16 protein-coding genes and 1 riboswitch are annotated in these 18,925 nt (G+C 42.2%); of the genes, 12 read left to right on the top strand and 4 right to left on the bottom strand.

What is annotated here, in order from left to right; translation table 11 throughout:
• Window positions 1-33: 33 nt before the first annotated feature.
• From DK188_RS12385 to DK188_RS12395, 3 genes are read left to right on the top strand one after another with little or no spacing between them, the layout of a single operon-like run.
• The gene (locus DK188_RS12385) at window positions 34-645 is read left to right on the top strand and encodes an NUDIX hydrolase (protein ID WP_232825723.1); all 612 of its coding nucleotides are present in this window, start codon (window positions 34-36) and stop codon (window positions 643-645) included.
• A 46-nt stretch (window positions 646-691) separates the two neighbouring features.
• The gene (locus tag DK188_RS12390; RefSeq protein WP_111671142.1) at window positions 692-1,945 is read left to right on the top strand and encodes a DUF819 family protein; all 1,254 of its coding nucleotides are present in this window, start codon (window positions 692-694) and stop codon (window positions 1,943-1,945) included.
• Window positions 1,945-2,187, top strand: a complete 243-nt coding sequence (locus tag DK188_RS12395) for a (2Fe-2S) ferredoxin domain-containing protein (protein WP_111671143.1) — start codon at window positions 1,945-1,947, stop codon at window positions 2,185-2,187. The genes DK188_RS12390 and DK188_RS12395 overlap by 1 nt, the downstream gene beginning before the upstream one ends.
• A 20-nt stretch (window positions 2,188-2,207) precedes the next feature.
• Here the strand turns inward: DK188_RS12395 and DK188_RS12400 are convergent, their stop codons facing one another.
• Complete coding sequence (locus tag DK188_RS12400) at window positions 2,208-2,528, bottom strand: YbjQ family protein (protein ID WP_111671144.1); 321 nt, start codon at window positions 2,526-2,528, stop codon at window positions 2,208-2,210.
• A 229-nt stretch (window positions 2,529-2,757) separates the two neighbouring features.
• Here DK188_RS12400 and DK188_RS12405 point away from each other — a divergent pair, with 229 nt between their 5' ends.
• From DK188_RS12405 to DK188_RS12445, 9 genes are all read left to right on the top strand, one after another.
• Window positions 2,758-7,080: a PAS domain S-box protein gene (locus DK188_RS12405; protein ID WP_111671145.1), complete on the top strand. Its 4,323-nt coding sequence runs from the start codon at window positions 2,758-2,760 to the stop codon at window positions 7,078-7,080.
• A 58-nt stretch (window positions 7,081-7,138) separates the two neighbouring features.
• The gene (locus DK188_RS12410) at window positions 7,139-8,452 is read left to right on the top strand and encodes a hypothetical protein (RefSeq protein ID WP_198673016.1); all 1,314 of its coding nucleotides are present in this window, start codon (window positions 7,139-7,141) and stop codon (window positions 8,450-8,452) included.
• A gap of 88 nt (window positions 8,453-8,540) precedes the next feature.
• Window positions 8,541-8,641: riboswitch (SAM riboswitch) on the top strand.
• A gap of 65 nt (window positions 8,642-8,706) precedes the next feature.
• Entirely contained in the window at window positions 8,707-9,762 is a 1,056-nt protein-coding gene (locus DK188_RS12415) for a homocysteine S-methyltransferase family protein (protein WP_111671146.1), read from the top strand.
• A gap of 7 nt (window positions 9,763-9,769) precedes the next feature.
• Complete coding sequence (gene metH / locus DK188_RS12420; protein ID WP_394335845.1) at window positions 9,770-12,451, top strand: methionine synthase; 2,682 nt, start codon at window positions 9,770-9,772, stop codon at window positions 12,449-12,451.
• A 54-nt stretch (window positions 12,452-12,505) separates the two neighbouring features.
• Complete coding sequence (metF, locus tag DK188_RS12425; protein ID WP_111671148.1) at window positions 12,506-13,459, top strand: methylenetetrahydrofolate reductase [NAD(P)H]; 954 nt, start codon at window positions 12,506-12,508, stop codon at window positions 13,457-13,459.
• Between the two features lie 38 nt (window positions 13,460-13,497).
• Complete coding sequence (locus DK188_RS12430; protein ID WP_157963235.1) at window positions 13,498-14,244, top strand: energy transducer TonB; 747 nt, start codon at window positions 13,498-13,500, stop codon at window positions 14,242-14,244.
• 53 nt (window positions 14,245-14,297) lie between these two features.
• On the top strand, window positions 14,298-15,149 hold the full coding sequence (locus DK188_RS12435) for a hydroxymethylglutaryl-CoA lyase (RefSeq protein WP_111671260.1): 852 nt from the start codon (window positions 14,298-14,300) through the stop codon (window positions 15,147-15,149).
• Between the two features lie 3 nt (window positions 15,150-15,152).
• Complete coding sequence (locus DK188_RS12440; RefSeq protein WP_111671150.1) at window positions 15,153-15,701, top strand: PepSY domain-containing protein; 549 nt, start codon at window positions 15,153-15,155, stop codon at window positions 15,699-15,701.
• Window positions 15,702-15,859: 158 nt separating this feature from the next.
• On the top strand, window positions 15,860-16,546 hold the full coding sequence (locus DK188_RS12445) for a hypothetical protein (protein ID WP_111671151.1): 687 nt from the start codon (window positions 15,860-15,862) through the stop codon (window positions 16,544-16,546).
• 35 nt (window positions 16,547-16,581) lie between these two features.
• On the opposite strand, the gene dprA is transcribed toward DK188_RS12445, so the two are convergent.
• From dprA to DK188_RS12460, 3 genes are all read right to left on the bottom strand, one after another.
• Window positions 16,582-17,709 carry a DNA-processing protein DprA gene (dprA, locus tag DK188_RS12450; RefSeq protein WP_111671152.1) on the bottom strand — a complete coding sequence of 376 codons (1,128 nt, stop codon included), beginning with the start codon at window positions 17,707-17,709 and terminating at the stop codon, window positions 16,582-16,584.
• Window positions 17,681-18,034, bottom strand: a complete 354-nt coding sequence (locus tag DK188_RS12455) for a MerR family transcriptional regulator (RefSeq protein WP_111671153.1) — start codon at window positions 18,032-18,034, stop codon at window positions 17,681-17,683. The genes dprA and DK188_RS12455 overlap by 29 nt, the downstream gene beginning before the upstream one ends.
• Before the next feature lie 136 nt (window positions 18,035-18,170).
• On the bottom strand, window positions 18,171-18,875 hold the full coding sequence (locus DK188_RS12460; RefSeq protein WP_111671154.1) for a 16S rRNA (uracil(1498)-N(3))-methyltransferase: 705 nt from the start codon (window positions 18,873-18,875) through the stop codon (window positions 18,171-18,173).
• Window positions 18,876-18,925 lie beyond the last annotated feature (50 nt).

The raw sequence follows: 18,925 nt of genomic DNA on the forward strand, positions 1-18,925 counted from the left end.
TTTGACCTGCTCATTCGTCGGTTGGAGCAAGCCATGAAATTTCCCCTGCCTGGAAAAAAAGCCCACCTTCAAATGTCACCGATGCCGGTAGATATGCGGCGATTTGACTCAGTTTTACCGGAAAATCATAGAAAAAGCGGAGTCCTGATTTTATTTTATCCGATTGGTAAGGATACTTATTTTCCTTTGATCAAGCGGCCCGAGTATCAGGGTTTTCATAGCGGTCAAGTCGCTTTTCCAGGAGGTAAAATGGAACAAGGTGACGAAAACATTATCCAGACTGCACTGAGAGAGGCTGAGGAGGAAGTGGGTGTCGACCGCAGAGATGTTCAGGTTTTGGGAAGTCTAACAGAGCTTTTTATCCCGACCAGTAAATTTTTGGTAAGTCCTATTCTTGGGTTTGTCGAAAAGCAGCCTGATTTCATTCCGGAGGCCAAAGAAGTATCGCGGATCATTCAGACCGAATTGCCGCTGTTGTTTGGTGCCGAGGTGAAAAAACGAAAAACGCTGACAGTGAGCCAAAACGTCAATCTGGATACCCCATATTTCGAAATTGACGGAGAGGTAGTATGGGGAGCGACAGCCATGATTCTAAGTGAATTGATCCAAGTACTAAAAGGATCAGATGGAGAATTATTGGGCTAATTGCTCATTTGGTTGTATCGTTGTAGCTGTAAATTAAATCCTGCGAATGGAAGAAAGTACACTCTTGATTGGAAATGACGCGGTAGTTTTTGGCCTTTTGATGGCAACTCTGGCATTTGTATTCGCTACTTCAGCGAGCAAAAAGCCATTTTGGGTAAAGTTTTATACCTATATCCCGACGGTTTTACTTTGCTATTTTATTCCAGCAGTATTCAATTCTTTAGGACTTATCTCTGGAGAATCATCCGGTCTGTACAAAGTGTCATCCAGGTATCTTCTTCCTGCCTCTTTGGTTTTATTTACGATAAGTATCGATTTAAAAGGGATTCTTAAACTCGGACCAAAAGCCCTGACGATGTTTCTGGCTGGATCAATAGGAATTATGATTGGTGGTCCCCTGGCCCTTTTGACAGTAGGGACTTTATTTCCGGATGTTTACTCCGGGACAGGTTCTGATGAGCTTTGGAGAGGATTGTCTACGATCGCAGGCAGCTGGATCGGTGGCGGAGCCAATCAGACAGCTATGCTGGAAGTATTCGGTGCCAGTCCGACACTGTTTGGGCAAATGATTGCCGTGGATGTGTTGGTTGCAAATCTTTGGATGGCTTTTTTGCTGTATTGGGCTGCAAAACCTGAAAAATTAGACAAACTGCTCAAAGCCGATACTTCTGCGATCTATGAACTCCGGGATCGAATTGCCAAGCATAGGGAAGGAATCATGAAGATTCCAAGTCTAGGAGATACCATGTTGATTCTAGGGATTGGATTTGGAGTCACTGGTTTTTCTCATTTGTGTGCAGATTTTTTGGCGCCATGGTTTGAAAATAACTATCCGCAACTCAATCAATATTCCTTGAATTCTGCCTTTTTCTGGATTGTGGTGATTGCAACTACTGCTGGATTATTGCTTTCCTTTACCAAAGCCAGAGATCTGGAAGGTGCAGGTGCCTCACGGATGGGGAGCGTTTTGCTTTATGTTTTAGTAGCGACTATTGGGATGCAAATGGATTTGGGTGCAGTATTGGATAATCCTATTTTCTTCCTGATCGGGATAGTTTGGATGATTTTCCACATTCTGATCATGTCCTTGGTTGCTTATCTGATTAAGGCACCTTTTTTCTATGTAGCTGTAGGATCACAAGCCAATGTAGGAGGGGCAGCTTCTGCACCGATTGTAGCCTCAGCATTTGATCCATCGTTAGCGCCGGTGGGTGTTTTATTGGCAGTCTTGGGATATGCTGTGGGAACCTATGGAGCCTATTTGGCTGGATTAATGATGCAGGCTATTTGGGCAATGTGATGCGATACAATAGGAAATTGGTATTTATTTGCGCGGGTTCGGACTGTAAAAAATCCGGATCTAAAAAAATTCGAAAAGAATTGAAAGAGGCGGCTACTGTAGGGACTTTAAAAGGACATTGTAAATTTTTTCAAACCAAGTGCATGGATATGTGTAAGTCAGCTCCGGTAGTAATCGTGGACAATCATTTTTGCAAAAATACGGATGTGAAAAAAGTCATGGAGCAAATCAAAAAGGCCTGAATCTATCAGGCCTTTTTCCATTAAAGCTTTGTAATCTTCACTGCCGTACCACTTACCGTCACCATCAGCATTCCTTCCCGTATGGTTTCATAATCCAGGTCTATGCCAACTATTGCATTTGCACCAAAATGCCTGGCCTGAGCTTCCATTTCAGATATTGCAGTGGCTTTAGCTTCCCGGAGTACTTGCTCGTAGGCAGATGACCGGCCACCCACAATGTCGGTGATGCTTGCGAAAAAATCTTTGAAAATATTGGCGCCGATAATGGTCTCTCCGGAAACGAGTCCAAGGTATTGGTCAATTTGATAGCCTTCAAGGGAAGGTGTGGTGGAAATAATCATAAAGAATATTTTTTTAGTTTAAGTTGAATTTATTTCAAATGTCATCACGGAATTTTTCTTCAAAATGTTTGAAGCAAGGTAAAAAAACAAGGGTCACAAGATCATCTCAAACCTAAGTAGAGTCATGAAAAATAAAGAGAATTAAGGTTTGTGTTTAAGGTTTTCTTTTTAAATATTACTGAGCAATTTGATTCAAGCCACGTTGATGCCCAACCCTTACTTATGATTCATGTCTCAATTCCAGCAGTTTGATATTTCTGATTTTCTAAATGAAATCCAGGAACCTCTGTTTTTGATGGATTCTGAGGAAATTATTTTTTTCAATGCCTATTATTTGAAGCATTTTCAACCCTTACCTGAGGATTGGAGGTTGGTATTTGGAACACCTGAGCAAATCGCTGAATTGGATGAATTTTTCATGGATGGGAAAAAACCAATTCATCAGTTAAAGTTTGATTTAAATCGGATCCAAGGGGATTCGGTTGAATTTACTTGGACTTTTATCAATCTTCCATCTAGCTACAACTCCCGATTTTTGATTGCAAAAGGAACTGAGCCAGTGGCGGTGCCTTCCGAAGCGGAGCAAGTAATCCAATCAGGCGGAGACAATGCGGAGGAGCTTAGCTACATGCAGAGCATCCTCAACCACAGCCATGACCTGATAGCAATCTTGGATAAGAATGGGAACTACAAGTTTATCAGCAATTCTGTTTCCCATAAGTTAGGATTTGAATCCTCTGAGATTATTGGCAAAAATTATCGGGATTTTGCAGCCATGGGTTCGATAGAAATAGTCAAGGGAGATTTCTTTGATGTTCTTAAGACCAGTGAAGAAGTGTCCATTGACTTTTGGGTAAAGCTTCGCAATGGAAAGCGGATTTTTCTGGAGAGTTATGCCAAAAATCTTCTCAATCATCCTCAAATTCAGGGGATTATTTTTAGCTCTAGGGATGTAACTGAATACATTCTAACCGAAAACTCACTTCAGAGCAGGTATAAGATAGAGGACCTGATCATCCAGCTTTCTTCCCGGTTGATTGGAGGGAATTTTAAGGCGCTGGAGTCTGAGTTTTTTGGAGCTCTGTCTGGGTTTGGCGAGTTTCTGAATGCCAATCGGGCAGAAATTATGGTTTTCAACAAAGAGTCGGAGGAGTTGGAGGCAATTAGTTCGTGGTCGTCTCTCAAAACCGAGGACCGAAAATTATTGCCAACTGAGGATGAACTGAAACTGATTTTTGAGAATCAAATTTTTCTGGAAAAGGGAAAGGTCCGCTTGATTTCAAGTGAGCCAAATTCCAATCCTACTTTTAACCATTGGGTACAATGTAGGATTTTGATACCGATGATCTCTGGTGAAAGGTTACTGGGGTTGATTCGGTTTGAATCTCATGATGAGGATTTCAGATTTGAAGAAAAGGAACTTCAAGTCTTGCGCCAGTTGGGAGATGTGTTGGCCGGAGCATTTTTGGGTAGCCAAATGAATCGGAAAATGGAGCGCAATGAAAATTTGCTCACCTATACTGAAGAATTATCCAAATCCGGGTCTTGGAGGTACAGTTCTCACAAAAGCCGGTTTTATTGCTCAGCTGGTTTTGCCAGATTATTTGGTCTAGGATCACAACCGGTTATTGAGGAATTTTCAGCATTGATCTTCCGAATAGATAAGCAATACCGGGCTTCTTTTATTTCTAATTTACGTCGGGCCAGTTCGGACCTATCCCGTACATCAGGTGAATTTACACTTACAGGAAGTGATGGGGAGGTCCGATTTATCAGTTATGAAATTGAAGGTAAGCAGGAGTTTTTGACTCAGGGCTTAGAGGTGTTTGGGTTTTGCACCGACATCTCACATAAGCGTGCCTCAGATAGTTATCTCAAGCTTCAGTCCCAAATATTAACCCAAGTCAGTGATCCTATTTTGGTGACAAACCTGGATTTGCATGTTATTTATCTCAATGAAGCCGCGGTTCAGTTATGCTGTCCCGAAACTGCCCGCGAGTTCGTCGGGTTGCTGAACGATTTGATTACCGTCCATTGGGAAAATGGAGAGGAATTAGCCCGGGTTTCGTCAATGCTTCAAGTAGGCGAACTTTGGAAGGCAGAGCGGTATATCCAAACCAAGCATACACATTTCTCCCCATTTGAGATTTCCATCCAAGCCATTCATGCCGATGGGAAGGATAAAATTGGCTACTCGGTCATATTGAGAGGTTTGGAGGAAAAATATAAATCCGAACAGATCGCTAAAAGAGCCCAACTAATCGTGGAAAACAGTCCCGCTGTGCTCTTTAGAGTAGATCCAAACAATGATTTTGCCATCCAATACATCTCTGAAAACATCAATTTGTTTGGTTATGAGGCCACTCATTTGATGGAAAGCAAAAGCTCATTTTTGGATTTGCTCCATCCTGAGGATAGGAAATTTATAGTCGAAAATAAGGAGAGGAGGCTTACCGAAAATGGACTTCCGGCATTTTCAGGGGAATATAGGATCAAGACTTCCGAGGGGAATTTTATTTGGGTAGAGGACCGGACTAGAGATGTCATTTCTGAAAATGGAATGATCCAGTTTCACGAAGGATTATTTCAGGATATTTCAGATCGTAAAAATCTGGAAATTGTCAATTCTCAGCGGGACGAGCAGTACCGGGTTTTGGCTTCCAATATTCCAGGGACAAATATCTTTTTACTCGATAAGGAACGAAGATACATATTGGCAGAGGGTACCAATTTTGAAAAATGGGGGTTCAAGCGCGAAGATTTTGAAGGAAAAATGCTCAGCGAGCTTCAACTCACGCCACTGGATGAGATCAACGCCATTTTGGATCGGGTGTATTTCAATCAGGAGATTGTTGATTCTGAGTTTTTTCTGAAGGGAAGATGTTACCAAAGGACAATTAGGCCGATCATCGAAAATGGACGTGTCGAATATGCCTTGAGTATTATCAGAGATATTCAGGACGAGTACCAGGCAAAAATGGACTTGCTTCAATCTGAAGAAAAATACAGGCGACTAGTTGAGGAGTCTACTGAAATCATCTTTTCGCTCTCCGAAGCGTTCCTGCTTCAGTATGTCTCACCAAATGTCACCCAATTCTTGGGCTATCAATCCAATGAGGTAATTGGACGTAGTATTTTTGATTTTATCAATCCCGATGATCTGGATGTTTTTCAGGTCATGCTCGGAGAGGAGAAGGACTTTCTGGCCCAAAATCAATTTCTTGAATTCAGGCTTCGGCACAAGGACGGGGACTATCGAGTTTTCAGTAGCAACGGAAGATTAATTGAGGACAAAAATGGTATCCACCGATTCTATACGGGAGTGGCCAGAGATATTTCCAAGCTCAAGGAAACACAGCGGGAATTGCGGTTGGCCAAAGAACGTGCTGAACAAGCCTCTCAGATAAAATCGCAATTTCTCTCTGTGATGAGTCATGAGATTCGGACTCCGATGAATGCGGTGATTGGTCTTGCCCATTTCCTAATGGAAGAGGATCCTAGGCCGGATCAATTGGAAAATCTAAAGACCTTGCAGTTTTCTGCAGAAAACCTCATGGCGCTCATCAATGATATCCTGGATTACAATAAAATCGATTCGGGGAAGGTGGAGTTGGAGCAAGTTCAATTTGATATCCGTAATATGATTCATCGAATTGTTCATTCGCACAGTTTCCAGGCAAATGAAAAGAATCTGCGAATCAGCTGTGAAATAGACGAAGCGATTCCTGAGATCTTAATTGGAGATTCTCTCCGTATTGGTCAGATAGTGAATAATCTAGTCTCCAATGCGATTAAGTTTACCGATTCAGGTTTTGTCAGAATTTCTATTTCCAGAGAATATACCAAAGACAATCAGACAGACATCAAGTTTTCTTTTGAAGACAGCGGGATAGGAATACCGGAAAATAAGCGAAAATCAATTTTTGAGGCATTTACCCAAGCATCTTCTTCCACTTCCCGAAAATACGGTGGTACAGGTCTGGGATTGGCAATCGTGAAGCGTCTGGTCGAACTACACGGAGGGGAGATCGAGGTCAGACCCAGAAATGGAGGGGGAAGTATTTTTGAATTTATAATTCCATTCGAGTTTGTGGATTCCCGAAAGCTCGAAACCCAACGATCAGGGGCCTTTGTGCAGCAGCGTTCTTTGCAATCCGCATCAATTTTGGTGGCAGAAGACAATATGGTCAATCAGATTTTGATCCGTAAATTCCTCAATAAGTGGGAGGTAGGGAATCTGGTGATCGCTTCTGATGGGCAAGAAGCCTTGGATCAATTTGAGAGCGGAAGTTTTGATCTCATCCTGTTGGATCTTCAGATGCCTGAATTGGATGGATTTGAAGTGGCTACTTTTATCAGAAATCATCCCGATCCAAAAATGAACTCCATTCCTATTTTGGCTTTGACCGCAGCTTCGATTAACGAGGTGAAAGATGAAATGAAAAGCAGCGGAATGAACGATTTTATTCCCAAGCCCTTCACACCTGAAATCCTGTACGAGAAGATATTGAATTGCCTTAATCCAAAAGAACCTAATGAAAATGAGGTTTAGCATTAATTTTGCCGAGAGATGGCAATAGTTTATTGCTTCAGGTATCACTTACTTCATAATGCGAATCAGAAGGTTTTTCCTTTTCCTGTTTTTATCTTCAATCTCTTTCACCCTGCAAGCGCAAGGTCTGCTGAATAAGCGATCTTCATTTTATGGTTTTACAGGGATATCAGGAGCCAATCTCCGTCAATTTAATGAGATGCTCGCCCAAAGGGGGCTTTCCCCTTTACAAAACCGATATCGATCTTACGGGCTTGGTTATCAGGCTAGAATAAATGATTTTTTGGTAGGTTTTGAGCTTTCGCAGCACCAAAGCAAAGCCAGTGATTATGATGATTTTGAGATCCGATACCGGACGAGTCGGGCGCTGGTTAATGTTGGCTATTCTCTGACAGAAGAAGGTAAATTCCAGCTGATCCACTACATGTCTTTGGGCGTGGGATATTTGAATTTCGAGATGTTGCCTGCTGATGGTACCCAGAATCTGGCAAGTTTTCTCCTAGATCCCAAAGAAGGTTTTATTCTTAGAGAAAACGATATCCAAAAAGGAACCCCATATTTTGGAGATTTTCTGACAGAAATTGGTTTCCAGTTGAGTTATGATTTTGACCTGCCAGGGAGAAAAGAGTCCCTAGAGATTCTAGCTAAAGTGGGCTATTCCTTTAGTCCGTTCGAAGGAAAATGGGAAATGAACGGAATGTCATTTGACAATACGCAATCAGGGGCCTTCTTAAGAGTGGGAGCTGGGATTTCACTCCCGGATCGGAATTTCTTCTACAAGGACGCTTCCATTGGAATATCACTGTTTCGGGGATTCCATTTCAGCAAACCAGATGTGCTAAATCAGGAGTTAAGTAAATATGGTTTCGCTGAATTTGAAGGTGCCCCATCCAATGTAGGGTTGAGAATATTGGGTGAAACAGACGGGTTGCTTTACGGAATTGATGTATTTAATTCTTCGTTAAAAGGTAGTGCTTCCACTACCCAATCTCATTCCCTGAATAGCTTAAGAATCTATGGAAATGCTGGTATGAAGTTTTTCCAACTCAAAAACTTTGCATTCGGTGCACTAGGAGGGTTGGGATACGGAAATATCCGATATACCTTGAATCAAGGAGGCAAGCCTGATTTCCCAGAGCTATTTGAGCAACGGTATTTCGATGGTTACCTTAAAAGCTCCGGCCTGATGGCAAAGCCTGAGTTGGTTTTCGAATATGGTTTCCCCATGACCAAGCGAAATATTTTTGACATCGTCCTGAGTGCGACAGCCGGTTATGAATTGGCTTTGGGTAATTATAAGTTGGGCGAATTAAATATGGGAAAATATCTCAGTGGCCCTATGATAGGATTAACAGTGGGAGTTAGACCATAATTGAGAATTTCTTAACGAGGGGCAGGTTGCTTACTTAAATTCTGAATTAAACGTAATCTTTTTTATCAAAATGCTATTACCTTTGTGCAGCTTATCGAGAAAGACTGAGGGAAGGGCCCTACGACGTCTTAGCAACCTGTAAACAAGGTGCTAACTCCCATTTCGGAAATGACCGGAAACAGATGAGCGGAAAAGTCTTCCCAGACTTCAATCCGTGTTTTGCTCGATTTGCTTTTTGATCTAATTAATTGACGATGCAAAACAGAACACAAACTCTGCTTCAATCTATTCAAAATAGAATTCTCATACTCGATGGAGCTATGGGAACAATGATTCAGCGCTATAAACTGACTGAAGAGGACTTCAGAACTCCCGAACTGGTCAATCACCCCAAATCTTTGAAAGGAAATAATGATTTACTTTCGCTGAGTAGGCCAGACATCATTCGGCAGATCCATCGGGAATATTTAGAAGCTGGAGCCGATATTATCGAAACCAATACTTTTTCCGGTACTACCATCGCACAAGCAGATTATGAATTGTCTCATCTGGCATATGCGATCAACTTTGAATCTGCCAAGATAGCTCGTGAAGTTGCGGATGAGTTTTCTGTAAATGAACCAAACAAACCGCGTTTTGTCGCAGGTGCTATCGGACCGACTAATAGAACAGCTTCACTTTCTCCAGATGTAAATGATCCGGGCTATCGGGCCATCACTTTTGATCAACTCGCTGAGGCTTATGCGGAGCAGGTACGTGGGCTTTTGGATGGTGGCGCTGATATCATTCTAGTAGAAACCATCTTCGATACGCTAAATGCAAAAGCAGCTTTGTATGCGATTCAGGACGTGTATGAGGAGCGAAATATCCCACTTGATCCAAGAGATGGCGGGATTCCCATCATGATCTCGGGCACCATTACCGATGCCTCTGGGCGTACACTTTCCGGCCAGACCACAGAAGCTTTTTTGATTTCTATTTCCCATGTTCCGCTACTTTCTGTAGGCTTAAATTGTGCCTTGGGAGCTAAAGAGTTGAGACCCTATTTAAAAGTCCTAGCACAAAAGGCTCCTTTTTATGTCTCTGCATATCCGAATGCCGGATTGCCTAATGAGTTTGGGGCATATGATCAGGGAGCCAATGAAATGGCAGATCAAGTCCGTGACTTCTTGAAAGAGGGTATGCTCAATATTTTAGGTGGTTGCTGTGGGACAACCCCAGACCACATCGCTGCATTGGCCAAAATGGCCGCAGAATTTAAGCCAAGGAAAATCGAAGAAGTATCAGGAGAGGAGGTAGACAATGTCTAAAAACTATATGAAATTATCAGGCTTGGAGCCTTTGGTTTTCACCCCAAACATCAATTTTGTCAACATCGGAGAGCGGACCAACATTACAGGTTCGAAGAAATTTGCCCGCCTAATCCTCAATGGACAATACGATGAAGCACTTGATATCGCATTGGATCAAGTACGGGGAGGAGCTCAGATCCTGGACGTATGTATGGACGAAGGGATGCTGGACGGGGAATTTGCTATGGTCAAATTCCTCAATCTGATCGCTTCAGAGCCTGAGATCAGTAGGATTCCCATCATGATTGACAGCTCCAAGTGGAGCATCATTCTTGCCGGGCTTAAATGTGTTCAGGGAAAAGGAATCGTCAATTCCATTTCATTAAAAAACGGTGAGTCTGAGTTTATCCAACAAGCCAAAACGATCAAGAAATTCGGAGCAGCAGTTGTGGTGATGGCTTTTGATGAAAAAGGCCAAGCCGATACCTATGATCGGAGAATTCAGATCTGTGAACGGAGCTACCGGATTTTGGTAGATCAGGTAGGATTCAATTGCCAAGACATCATCTTTGACCCCAATATCTTCCCGGTAGCTACGGGGATGGATGAGCACCGAAAGAATGCCTTGGACTTTTTCCTTGCCACCAAATGGATCAAGGAGAATCTCCCTGGAGCAAAAGTAAGCGGTGGAGTCAGTAACGTATCGTTCTCTTTCCGTGGAAATGATCGGGTAAGGGAAGCGATGCATGCAGCGTTTCTCTATCATGCGATTAAGCATGGCATGGACATGGGGATCGTCAATCCGACCATGCTTGAAGTCTATGACGATATTCCCAAAGATTTGCTGGAGCGAGTAGAGGATGTGCTTTTTGATAGGAAGGAAGATGCCACTGAGCGACTATTGGATTTTGCTGAAACGGTAAAAGCTGCAGGAAAAAAAGAGGTCGTCAATGAAGCTTGGCGATCAGATCCTGTAGCTAAGCGAATAGAACATGCCCTTGTTAAAGGCATTTTGGATTTCATCGTGGAAGATACCGAAGCAGCTCGACTCGAATTGGTAAATCCCCTTAAAGTAATCGAAGGTCCATTGATGGACGGGATGAATGTGGTCGGTGACCTATTTGGAGAAGGAAAAATGTTTCTTCCCCAAGTTGTGAAATCGGCCCGGGTCATGAAGAAGGCTGTGGCCTACCTGGAACCCTTCATGCCCTTGCCTGAGGAAGGACAAGAAGCTTCTTCGTTGAAAAAGATTCTTTTGGCCACCGTCAAAGGTGATGTGCACGATATCGGGAAGAACATTGTAGGGGTGGTCTTGGCTTGTAATAGCTACCAAATAATAGATCTCGGTGTGATGGTGGATTCCCAAAAGATCATCGATGAAGCGATCAAAAATAAGGTTGACATCATCGGTCTGAGTGGGCTGATCACTCCATCCCTGGATGAAATGGTCAATGTAGCTTCGGAAATGGAGCGACAGGGATTAAAGATTCCTCTGCTTATTGGTGGCGCTACGACCTCAAGAATCCATACTGCAGTAAAGATTGATCCAATGTATTCAGGAATCGTCATACACGTGACGGATGCGAGTAAATCTGTTCCAATTGCTGGTGAAGCAATTTCGGAGGAAACCAAAGACGCTTATCGTCTTCAGATAAAGGAGACTTATCGGGAATTGAGAGAGGAACATGAAGCGAAGCAATTGGTGAAGCAGCTTGTGAGCTATGAAGAAGCCAAAGCTAATCCAGTGGCAATCGACTGGAATTCTTTCGAACCTGTAAAGCCCAAGACCCTTGGACGTACCATTTTGGAAGATTTGGATCTTTCAATTCTTAGAAAATACATTGACTGGACTCCATTCTTCAGTACCTGGATGCTGAGCGGGAAGTATCCCAAAATTCTCGAAGATCCCATCGTAGGGATTGAAGCGAAAAAGCTTTTTGCCGATGCACAGCAGATGCTAGATCAGTTGATCTCAGAGAAATGGCTTTCGGCTAAGGCTGTTTTCGGACTTTTCCCAGTGAAGCGAATTGAAGACGATGCCGTGGTATTTGAGCCTAATGATTCAAACGTGGAAATTGCGAAATTCCACTTTTTGCGTCAGCAAGGAAAAAAAGGAAAAGGAGTCCCAAACAGATCCCTTGCCGACTACCTCCATCCAGAGAAGACGGACTATTTGGGTTGCTTTGCGGTGACTTCTGGACTGGGAATGGAAACCAAACTGGCAGAATTTCAAGCCGCAGGTGATGATTACAATGACATCTTATTCAAAGCCTTGGCCGATCGTTTGGCTGAAGCTGCAGCAGAGTATGTACATGAACTAGTAAGAAAAAATTATTGGGGCTATTCTACTGAGGAAGGATTGGATAATGATTCGCTTATTCGCGAAGAATATCCCGGAATCCGACCTGCTCCCGGCTATCCGGCTTGCCCCGAACATTCGGAGAAAATCACCATTTCTGAACTGTTGGATTTGGAAAAATCGATCGGAATTACCCTGACTTCCAGCTTTGCCATGTATCCGACTAGCTCGGTTTCAGGTTTTTACTTTGGAAATCCTGAGAGTAAATATTTTGGATTGGGCAAAATCGGAGAAGACCAAGTAGCTAGTTATGCCGAGCGTAAGGGCATTACCCTGAAGCAAGCTGAGCGACTTTTATCTCCAAATTTGGCTTATTCACCTATTCAAACAGTAGCTACGACGTCCTGATTAACTATCCCATTCTGAGAGTCCAATAAGGGACTGAAAACCACCACTAATTTTATGAAAATAACTGAACACCTTAAAAATGCCACTTCAACACTTTTTTCTTTTGAAGTTTTGCCTCCGCTCAAAGGCCAAAGTCTGAAAGAACTTTTGGAAGGTATTGAGCCGCTGATGGAATTTAAGCCGCCATTTGTAGATGTGACTTACCATCGGGAAGAATTCATCTACAAAAAGCACCCAAATGGACTGTTGGAGAAGGTAAGTACCAAAAAGCGTCCAGGAACTGTCGGGATCTGCGCAGCGATCATGAATAGATTCCAAGTAGATGCTGTTCCGCATATTTTGTGCGGTGGTTTTACCAAAGAAGAAACCGAAAACGCACTGATTGACCTCAATTTCATCGGAGTGGACAATGTTCTTGCACTGCGTGGTGATGCGCCAAAGTCTGAGGGAAAGTTTATTCCTGAGCCAAATGGTCATGGGTATGCCAGCGAATTAGTAGAGCAGATCGTCCGGATGAACAACGGTCATTACCTGCACGAAGAGACTGAAAATAGCTTTCATACTGATTTTTGCGTAGGAGTATCCGGGTACCCGGAGAAGCATTTTGAAGCGCCAAGCTTAAAGTTCGATTTGAAATACCTCAAAGAAAAAATTGATAAGGGAGCCGAATACATCGTGACTCAGATGTTTTTTGACAATCAGAAGTATTTCGATTATGTGAACAAAGTGCGTGACGCGGGGATTGATGTACCGATTATTCCGGGGATCAAACCGATCACAACCTTGGGTCAGATTACGATGCTTCCACGCACTTTTTTCCTGGATTTCCCGGATGATTTGATGGATGAGCTGGAAAAATGCAAGACCAATTCCGATGTCAAAACAGTGGGAATTGAGTGGGCAATTCAACAATCCAAAGAACTCGTGGCAGCAGGAGTTCCATCGCTTCATTTCTATACGATGAGTAAAGCAGAAGCTACATACAAGATTGCAAAAGAGGTATTTTAATGAAATTGCTCCCCATTTTCCTCAGAATAAATTTTGGAATGAGAAAAAGCAGTTTATTCGTAATACTGCTTTTTATTTCTTTGGTTTCGGCTAAGGCTCAACAGCTTGACTACCTTAATTCCTATTGGTATACCGTTCAAGACACCAGCAAGTATCCCTTTTCTCATTATAGAATCACACTTGAAGATAGTATGCGAAAGTCTGTCCGAATCTTTACCAGAGATTCGACTCTGGTCTACCAGCGGGTGGAGATGCTACCGCAGCGAAAAGAGCCGATGACACAGACTGAAGTATGGTATGCCGATGAAACGGGAATAAAAATCAGATCCGCAATCTATTCTGAAAAGAAAAAGAGGAAGGAGACGACCCGTTTCTACGAAAGTGGACAAAGAAAATCTTTAACAATCACTGAAGATGGTGAGGTTCTGAAAGAAATATATTTTTCTGAAACCGGTCAGGAAATGCCAGTGCCGGAAATAATTCAGGCTTTACCAAAGGATGGAATAGCTGGTTGGAATACGTATTTAGGCCAAAACCTCGTCTATCCCGAGGACGCTAGGTTTCTTGGAAAGGAAGGATTGGTTTACCTTCATTTTTTTGTGACAGAAGAGGGTAAAATGGAAGAAATCGAAATAATGAACCCTGAAGAAAACCATCCTAGTCTGAACAAAGAGGCATTTCGTGTGGTATCAAAATATCCGCATTCTTGGACACCCTGCATCGAAGACGGAAAAGTAATTAGATCAGAAATGCGCCTGCCGATCCGATTTAAACTTGCCGATTAGACCATATGCGTAATTTCCTTATTTGAGATTTGGAAATGAAGTTATCTTCGGGAATGATTAAACTGGTCGAATGCCCTCGGGATGCGATGCAAGGGATTCCCGAATTTATAGACACTGCGATCAAAGCAGCTTACATTAATCAATTGATGGAGGTAGGGTTTGATACGATAGATTTTGGGAGTTTTGTGAGCCCTAAGGCAATCCCGCAAATGCGGGATACTGCAGAAGTTTTGGAATTGCTGGATTTGCATGCTGCCAAGTCAAAGCTTTTAGCGATCGTAGCCAATGTCAGGGGAGCAGATGATGCGCTTCAATTTCCCGAAATCGACTTTTTGGGCTTTCCCCTTTCGGTATCAGAGACTTTTCAGCAGCGCAATACCAACGCAAGTATCGATGAGGCATTGAAAACTGTCGAAGCGATTCAAAATCGTTGCGAAGTAAAAAATAAAAAACAGGTCGTGTACCTCAGTATGGGCTTTGGAAATCCATATGGAGACGCATATTCGCCGGAATTGGTAGCCGAGTTTGTCGAAAAACTTGCTCAGCTTCAAGTCGAAACCATTTCCTTGTCAGATACAATCGGTGCCGCTACGCCTGATTTGATTACCAAGTTATTTGAAGTTCAGATTCAGGCATTTCCACAGATTGAATTTGGAGCACATTTGCATAGTAGGAGAGAATCGATTTCTGAAAAAGTACTTGCAGGCTTAAAGGGAGGATGTAGACGATTTGATGGAGCCTTGAAAGGTTTTGGAGGATGTCCGATGGCAAAAGATGAATTGGTCGGAAACATGGCTACTGAAGTGATGATCGAAACACTTGAAAATGAGGGCTATCATCTCGGTCTCAATCAAACAGAATTTGCTGAATCTATGAAACTTACACAGTTTGTATTTAATTTCTAATTGATGTCGGATTCTAAAATTCAGCCTAAGGTAAAGGCACTTCGCTGGATCAGAAATCTGCATAAATGGCTTGGGCTTCCATTGATCATTTTTTTCTTCATCATTGGCATTACCTCCATTCTTTTGGCTTGGAAGAAGAAAGCAGAGCTTCTACCTCCCACACTCAAGACAGAAGTGGAAGGTGGTATATGGATTTCTCCATCGGAGATGGTACGGATCGGAGAGGAAGAAATGATCAAGTTAGGCCAAGACTCTGAGGTAGATCGTATCGATATCCAACCGGACAAGGGGGTGGCAAAAGTTACGTTTAAAACCCATTTTACCGAAGTCCAGTTGGATGGCCTATCCGGCAAAGTGCTTTCCATTGAGACGCGTCATTCGGACTGGATCGAGAAGGTTCACGATGGAAGCATAGTGGATTTCTATTTGGGTGGAGATGAAGCGACTAAACTTACCTATTCTACTCTTACAGCTTTGGGCTTGATTTTGATGAGTTTGAGTGGATTTTACTTGTGGTATTTTCCCAAAGTAATTCGGAGATTGAAGAAATAGAAATTCAAGATTCTAAAAGTGTTTTATTAAAAGGAGAAGATGATTTTAAAGTTGGCATAATTAACCTTATTTTATGACTAAAAAAATAATCATTGTATTTTGAATTTAAACTAAGTTTTTTACTTTAGATTTTAACTAAATCCTAAAAGAAAGAATCTATGCCCAAATTTGTTTTTTTATTCTTAATAACCTTTCTCGGATATTCTCTTGGTTTCGCTCAATCTTTAGAATCCCAAAGAGAAATCTTGGTTGTTGAGCTTTGTAATATTTTGACTTCAGCTGAAAAATCATCTAAGCCTGACAGATTACAGATAAAAATTGACGAGTTGCTAAATCAATATTTTCTTTCAATTCCTGAAAATGACCATGAGGAAGAATCAAAAAATATATTTTTTAGACTTGAACGGAATTGTGATGCATTTCAGCGGTTTTTAGATAAGAAGAGTCCCCCCCAAGGTGATTGGCTTCTGGAAAAGGAATCTCCAATCTCAAAATTAACCAAGGAAGAGTGCGGGGAATTTTTAAAAAACCAAGTTCATTACTACATCGATCCGAGTGGTGAAATTGTTACGGTCAAGATTATGGATGGAACATATATTGAATCATATCCAGACGGAACTTATTCTAAACTTTCATTTCATTGGCTTGAGAACTGTGAGTTTATGTTGGAGTTCATTGAAAGTGATCATGAAGTGAAGAAGCGATTGAGCATTCCGGGGGATCAGTATTTTTATAGGCTTATTGATAAAAATGAAGGATCATATATTGCGTCAACCGAAATAAAGGGTAGCACTAATTACTATAGCTTCAAAATTTACATTAACAAACCAGTAAAGTTCAAGTAGTATTTAAATTTTAATTTGAGATTCGATTAAATCATTTATACCAATAACTTAAACTTTTTCCCAGGCAAGGACTTTACAATTCCCTCAAATTCAAGTGATAAAAGTCTGGACGAAAGCAACCCCAATGGAATCTCAGTCAAAAAGCTGATTTGATCGATTTCGGATTCTCCTTTTTCCAAAAGCAACTTCAAGATTGCCGTATCTTCTTCATCCCGTCCATTCAAATCGAGGATAGGCTTTTTGGTTTTTTCTTCTCCTGGCTTACTCCAAAACAAAGCCTCGGCGATATCATTTGGACCGGTGTAAATCGAGGCTTTCATTTTTCGAATTAATTGATTACAGCCTTCAGAAAAAGGAGATTGGAGGTTTCCCGGAACCGCAAATACGTCTTTGTTGTAGCTGTAAGCAATCTCTGCTGTAATCAAAGCACCTCCTTTTTCCGCTGCTTCCACCACAATCAATGCATCCGAAAGACTAGCGATGATCCGATTTCTAGCAGGAAAATTTCCAGGTACCATGATACTTCCCGGAGCATATTCACTTATGAGTAGTCCAGTTTCTTGAAGCTGATCGGCTGTCTTCTTATGGACGGCAGGATAGACTTGTGTGATTGGCGAACCCATCACCGCCATTGTAGGAAGGCCAACTTGAAGTGCTGCACGATGCGCCTCGATGTCGATCCCATAGGCCAAACCAGAAATGATTATCGGTTGATAGGGAAGGAGGTCTTCTACGATTTTACGTGTAATCGCTTTGCCGTATGCGGTTGCACTGCGGGTACCGACGATGCCGACACTTCGCTCAAAATTGAGATCCCCATTTCCCTGAGTGAAGAGAATAACCGGCCCGTCTTCTTGCATTTTCAGACGGGAAGGAAACTGGGGATCAGTTGATATCAGGATTTTAAAGCCCTTTTTCAGGCTGAGGTTTACCAGTTCATCCGCTTTTTCCAGCAGGGAAGTAGCCTGCTGCTGGATAGATAAAAGTTTGTCTCCAACCCTAGGGATTTTGGATGCTTTGCCTTTAGTGAGCGTAAAAAATCCTCGTGCAGATCCACTGTAAGCTAAAATTGCTTTAAAAATACCAGGACCGACTTTTGGGGCTAGTGATAGTGCAAGGTGATACCGGAGGTTTTCAGGATCCGTTTCGGGTTTTGAGTTCATTCTTCAGATTGATTAAAAAGTCCTTGATTTCCTGAAGTTTCTGGACTGCGGCTACTTTGTCAAAGCCTTGAGTTTTGCCGGAAGCGATGACTTCCTGAGCTCCCTGAAGGGTGTATCCTTTTTCTTTGACAAGGTGATAGACGTATCTGATCTTTTGGATGTCATCTTTGGTATAGCGGCGGTTACCTTTTTTGTCCTTTTTTGGTCGAATGATATCAAACTCACCCTCCCAATAACGGATCAATGAAGGCGCCACTTTGAACATTTCCCCGACTTCCCCGATGGAATAATATTTCTTTTCTATTTCACGCTCTTTGTACGGCACAGGTCTTAATTTTTTGTAACCCTCCGGTGGTTCAATTCTTTGGAGGGTTGGTTTTTCTTGCTATATATCTAAGTTAAAAAATTGCTTGATTACTTCAAGGGTTACTTTAAGAGCCAAAGATAAAAGAACGCATTTTTCAGCGATTTAGTACTTGAATCATCTGAACTGCAGCCAATCCGGCAGTCTCTGTTCGAAGTCTGCTTTTTCCCAGTGATACCGGTTCAAAGCCCGCCTCCAGTGCTTCTTGAATCTCTTTTGGATCAAAATCACCCTCAGGGCCGATCAGAATAAGATACTTTCCGCCAGGTTTGGCTACATCTAATAGATGGTTTTCATGAGCTTCATCCACATAAGCGATGAATTTTTGAAAATCTTCAAATTCCTTCGAATGGATTAATTTAGAAAGTTTGGTTGTCTGATGTAACCTAGGAATCCGGTACTTCAAACTCTGCTTACAGGCTGAAATTACCTTTTTGTGCAGTCGATCCGTCTTCAAAAAGCTGCGCTCAGAATTCATCGTCTCCAAAAGGGTTAATTCGTGAAATCCAATCTCGGTGATTTTCTCCACCATCCATTCCATGCGATCCGGACTTTTGGTTGGAGCAATGGCGAGATGAATCTGAAAGGAGTCATTGGGTACTTCACTTGAGGCGAGTACTTTCAGGCTTGTTTTCTTTTGATTTGCTTCCAAAATCACACAATCAAAGACCATTCCTCTACCATCTGTGAGCCGGATCTGATCGCCTTGTTTTTTGCGCAGCACTTTCACGAGATGACGAGATTCTTCTTCGTCAAGGTGCGTGATGGGTAAGTCTATTTTTTCCTGAAAGAAAAGCTGCATGCTAAAACTGAAAGTTGAAGACACAAAAAAAGCACATTTCAATGAAGAAA

The organism is Algoriphagus litoralis (genome assembly GCF_003259255.1).
GTDB classification, from domain to species: domain Bacteria; phylum Bacteroidota; class Bacteroidia; order Cytophagales; family Cyclobacteriaceae; genus Algoriphagus; species Algoriphagus litoralis.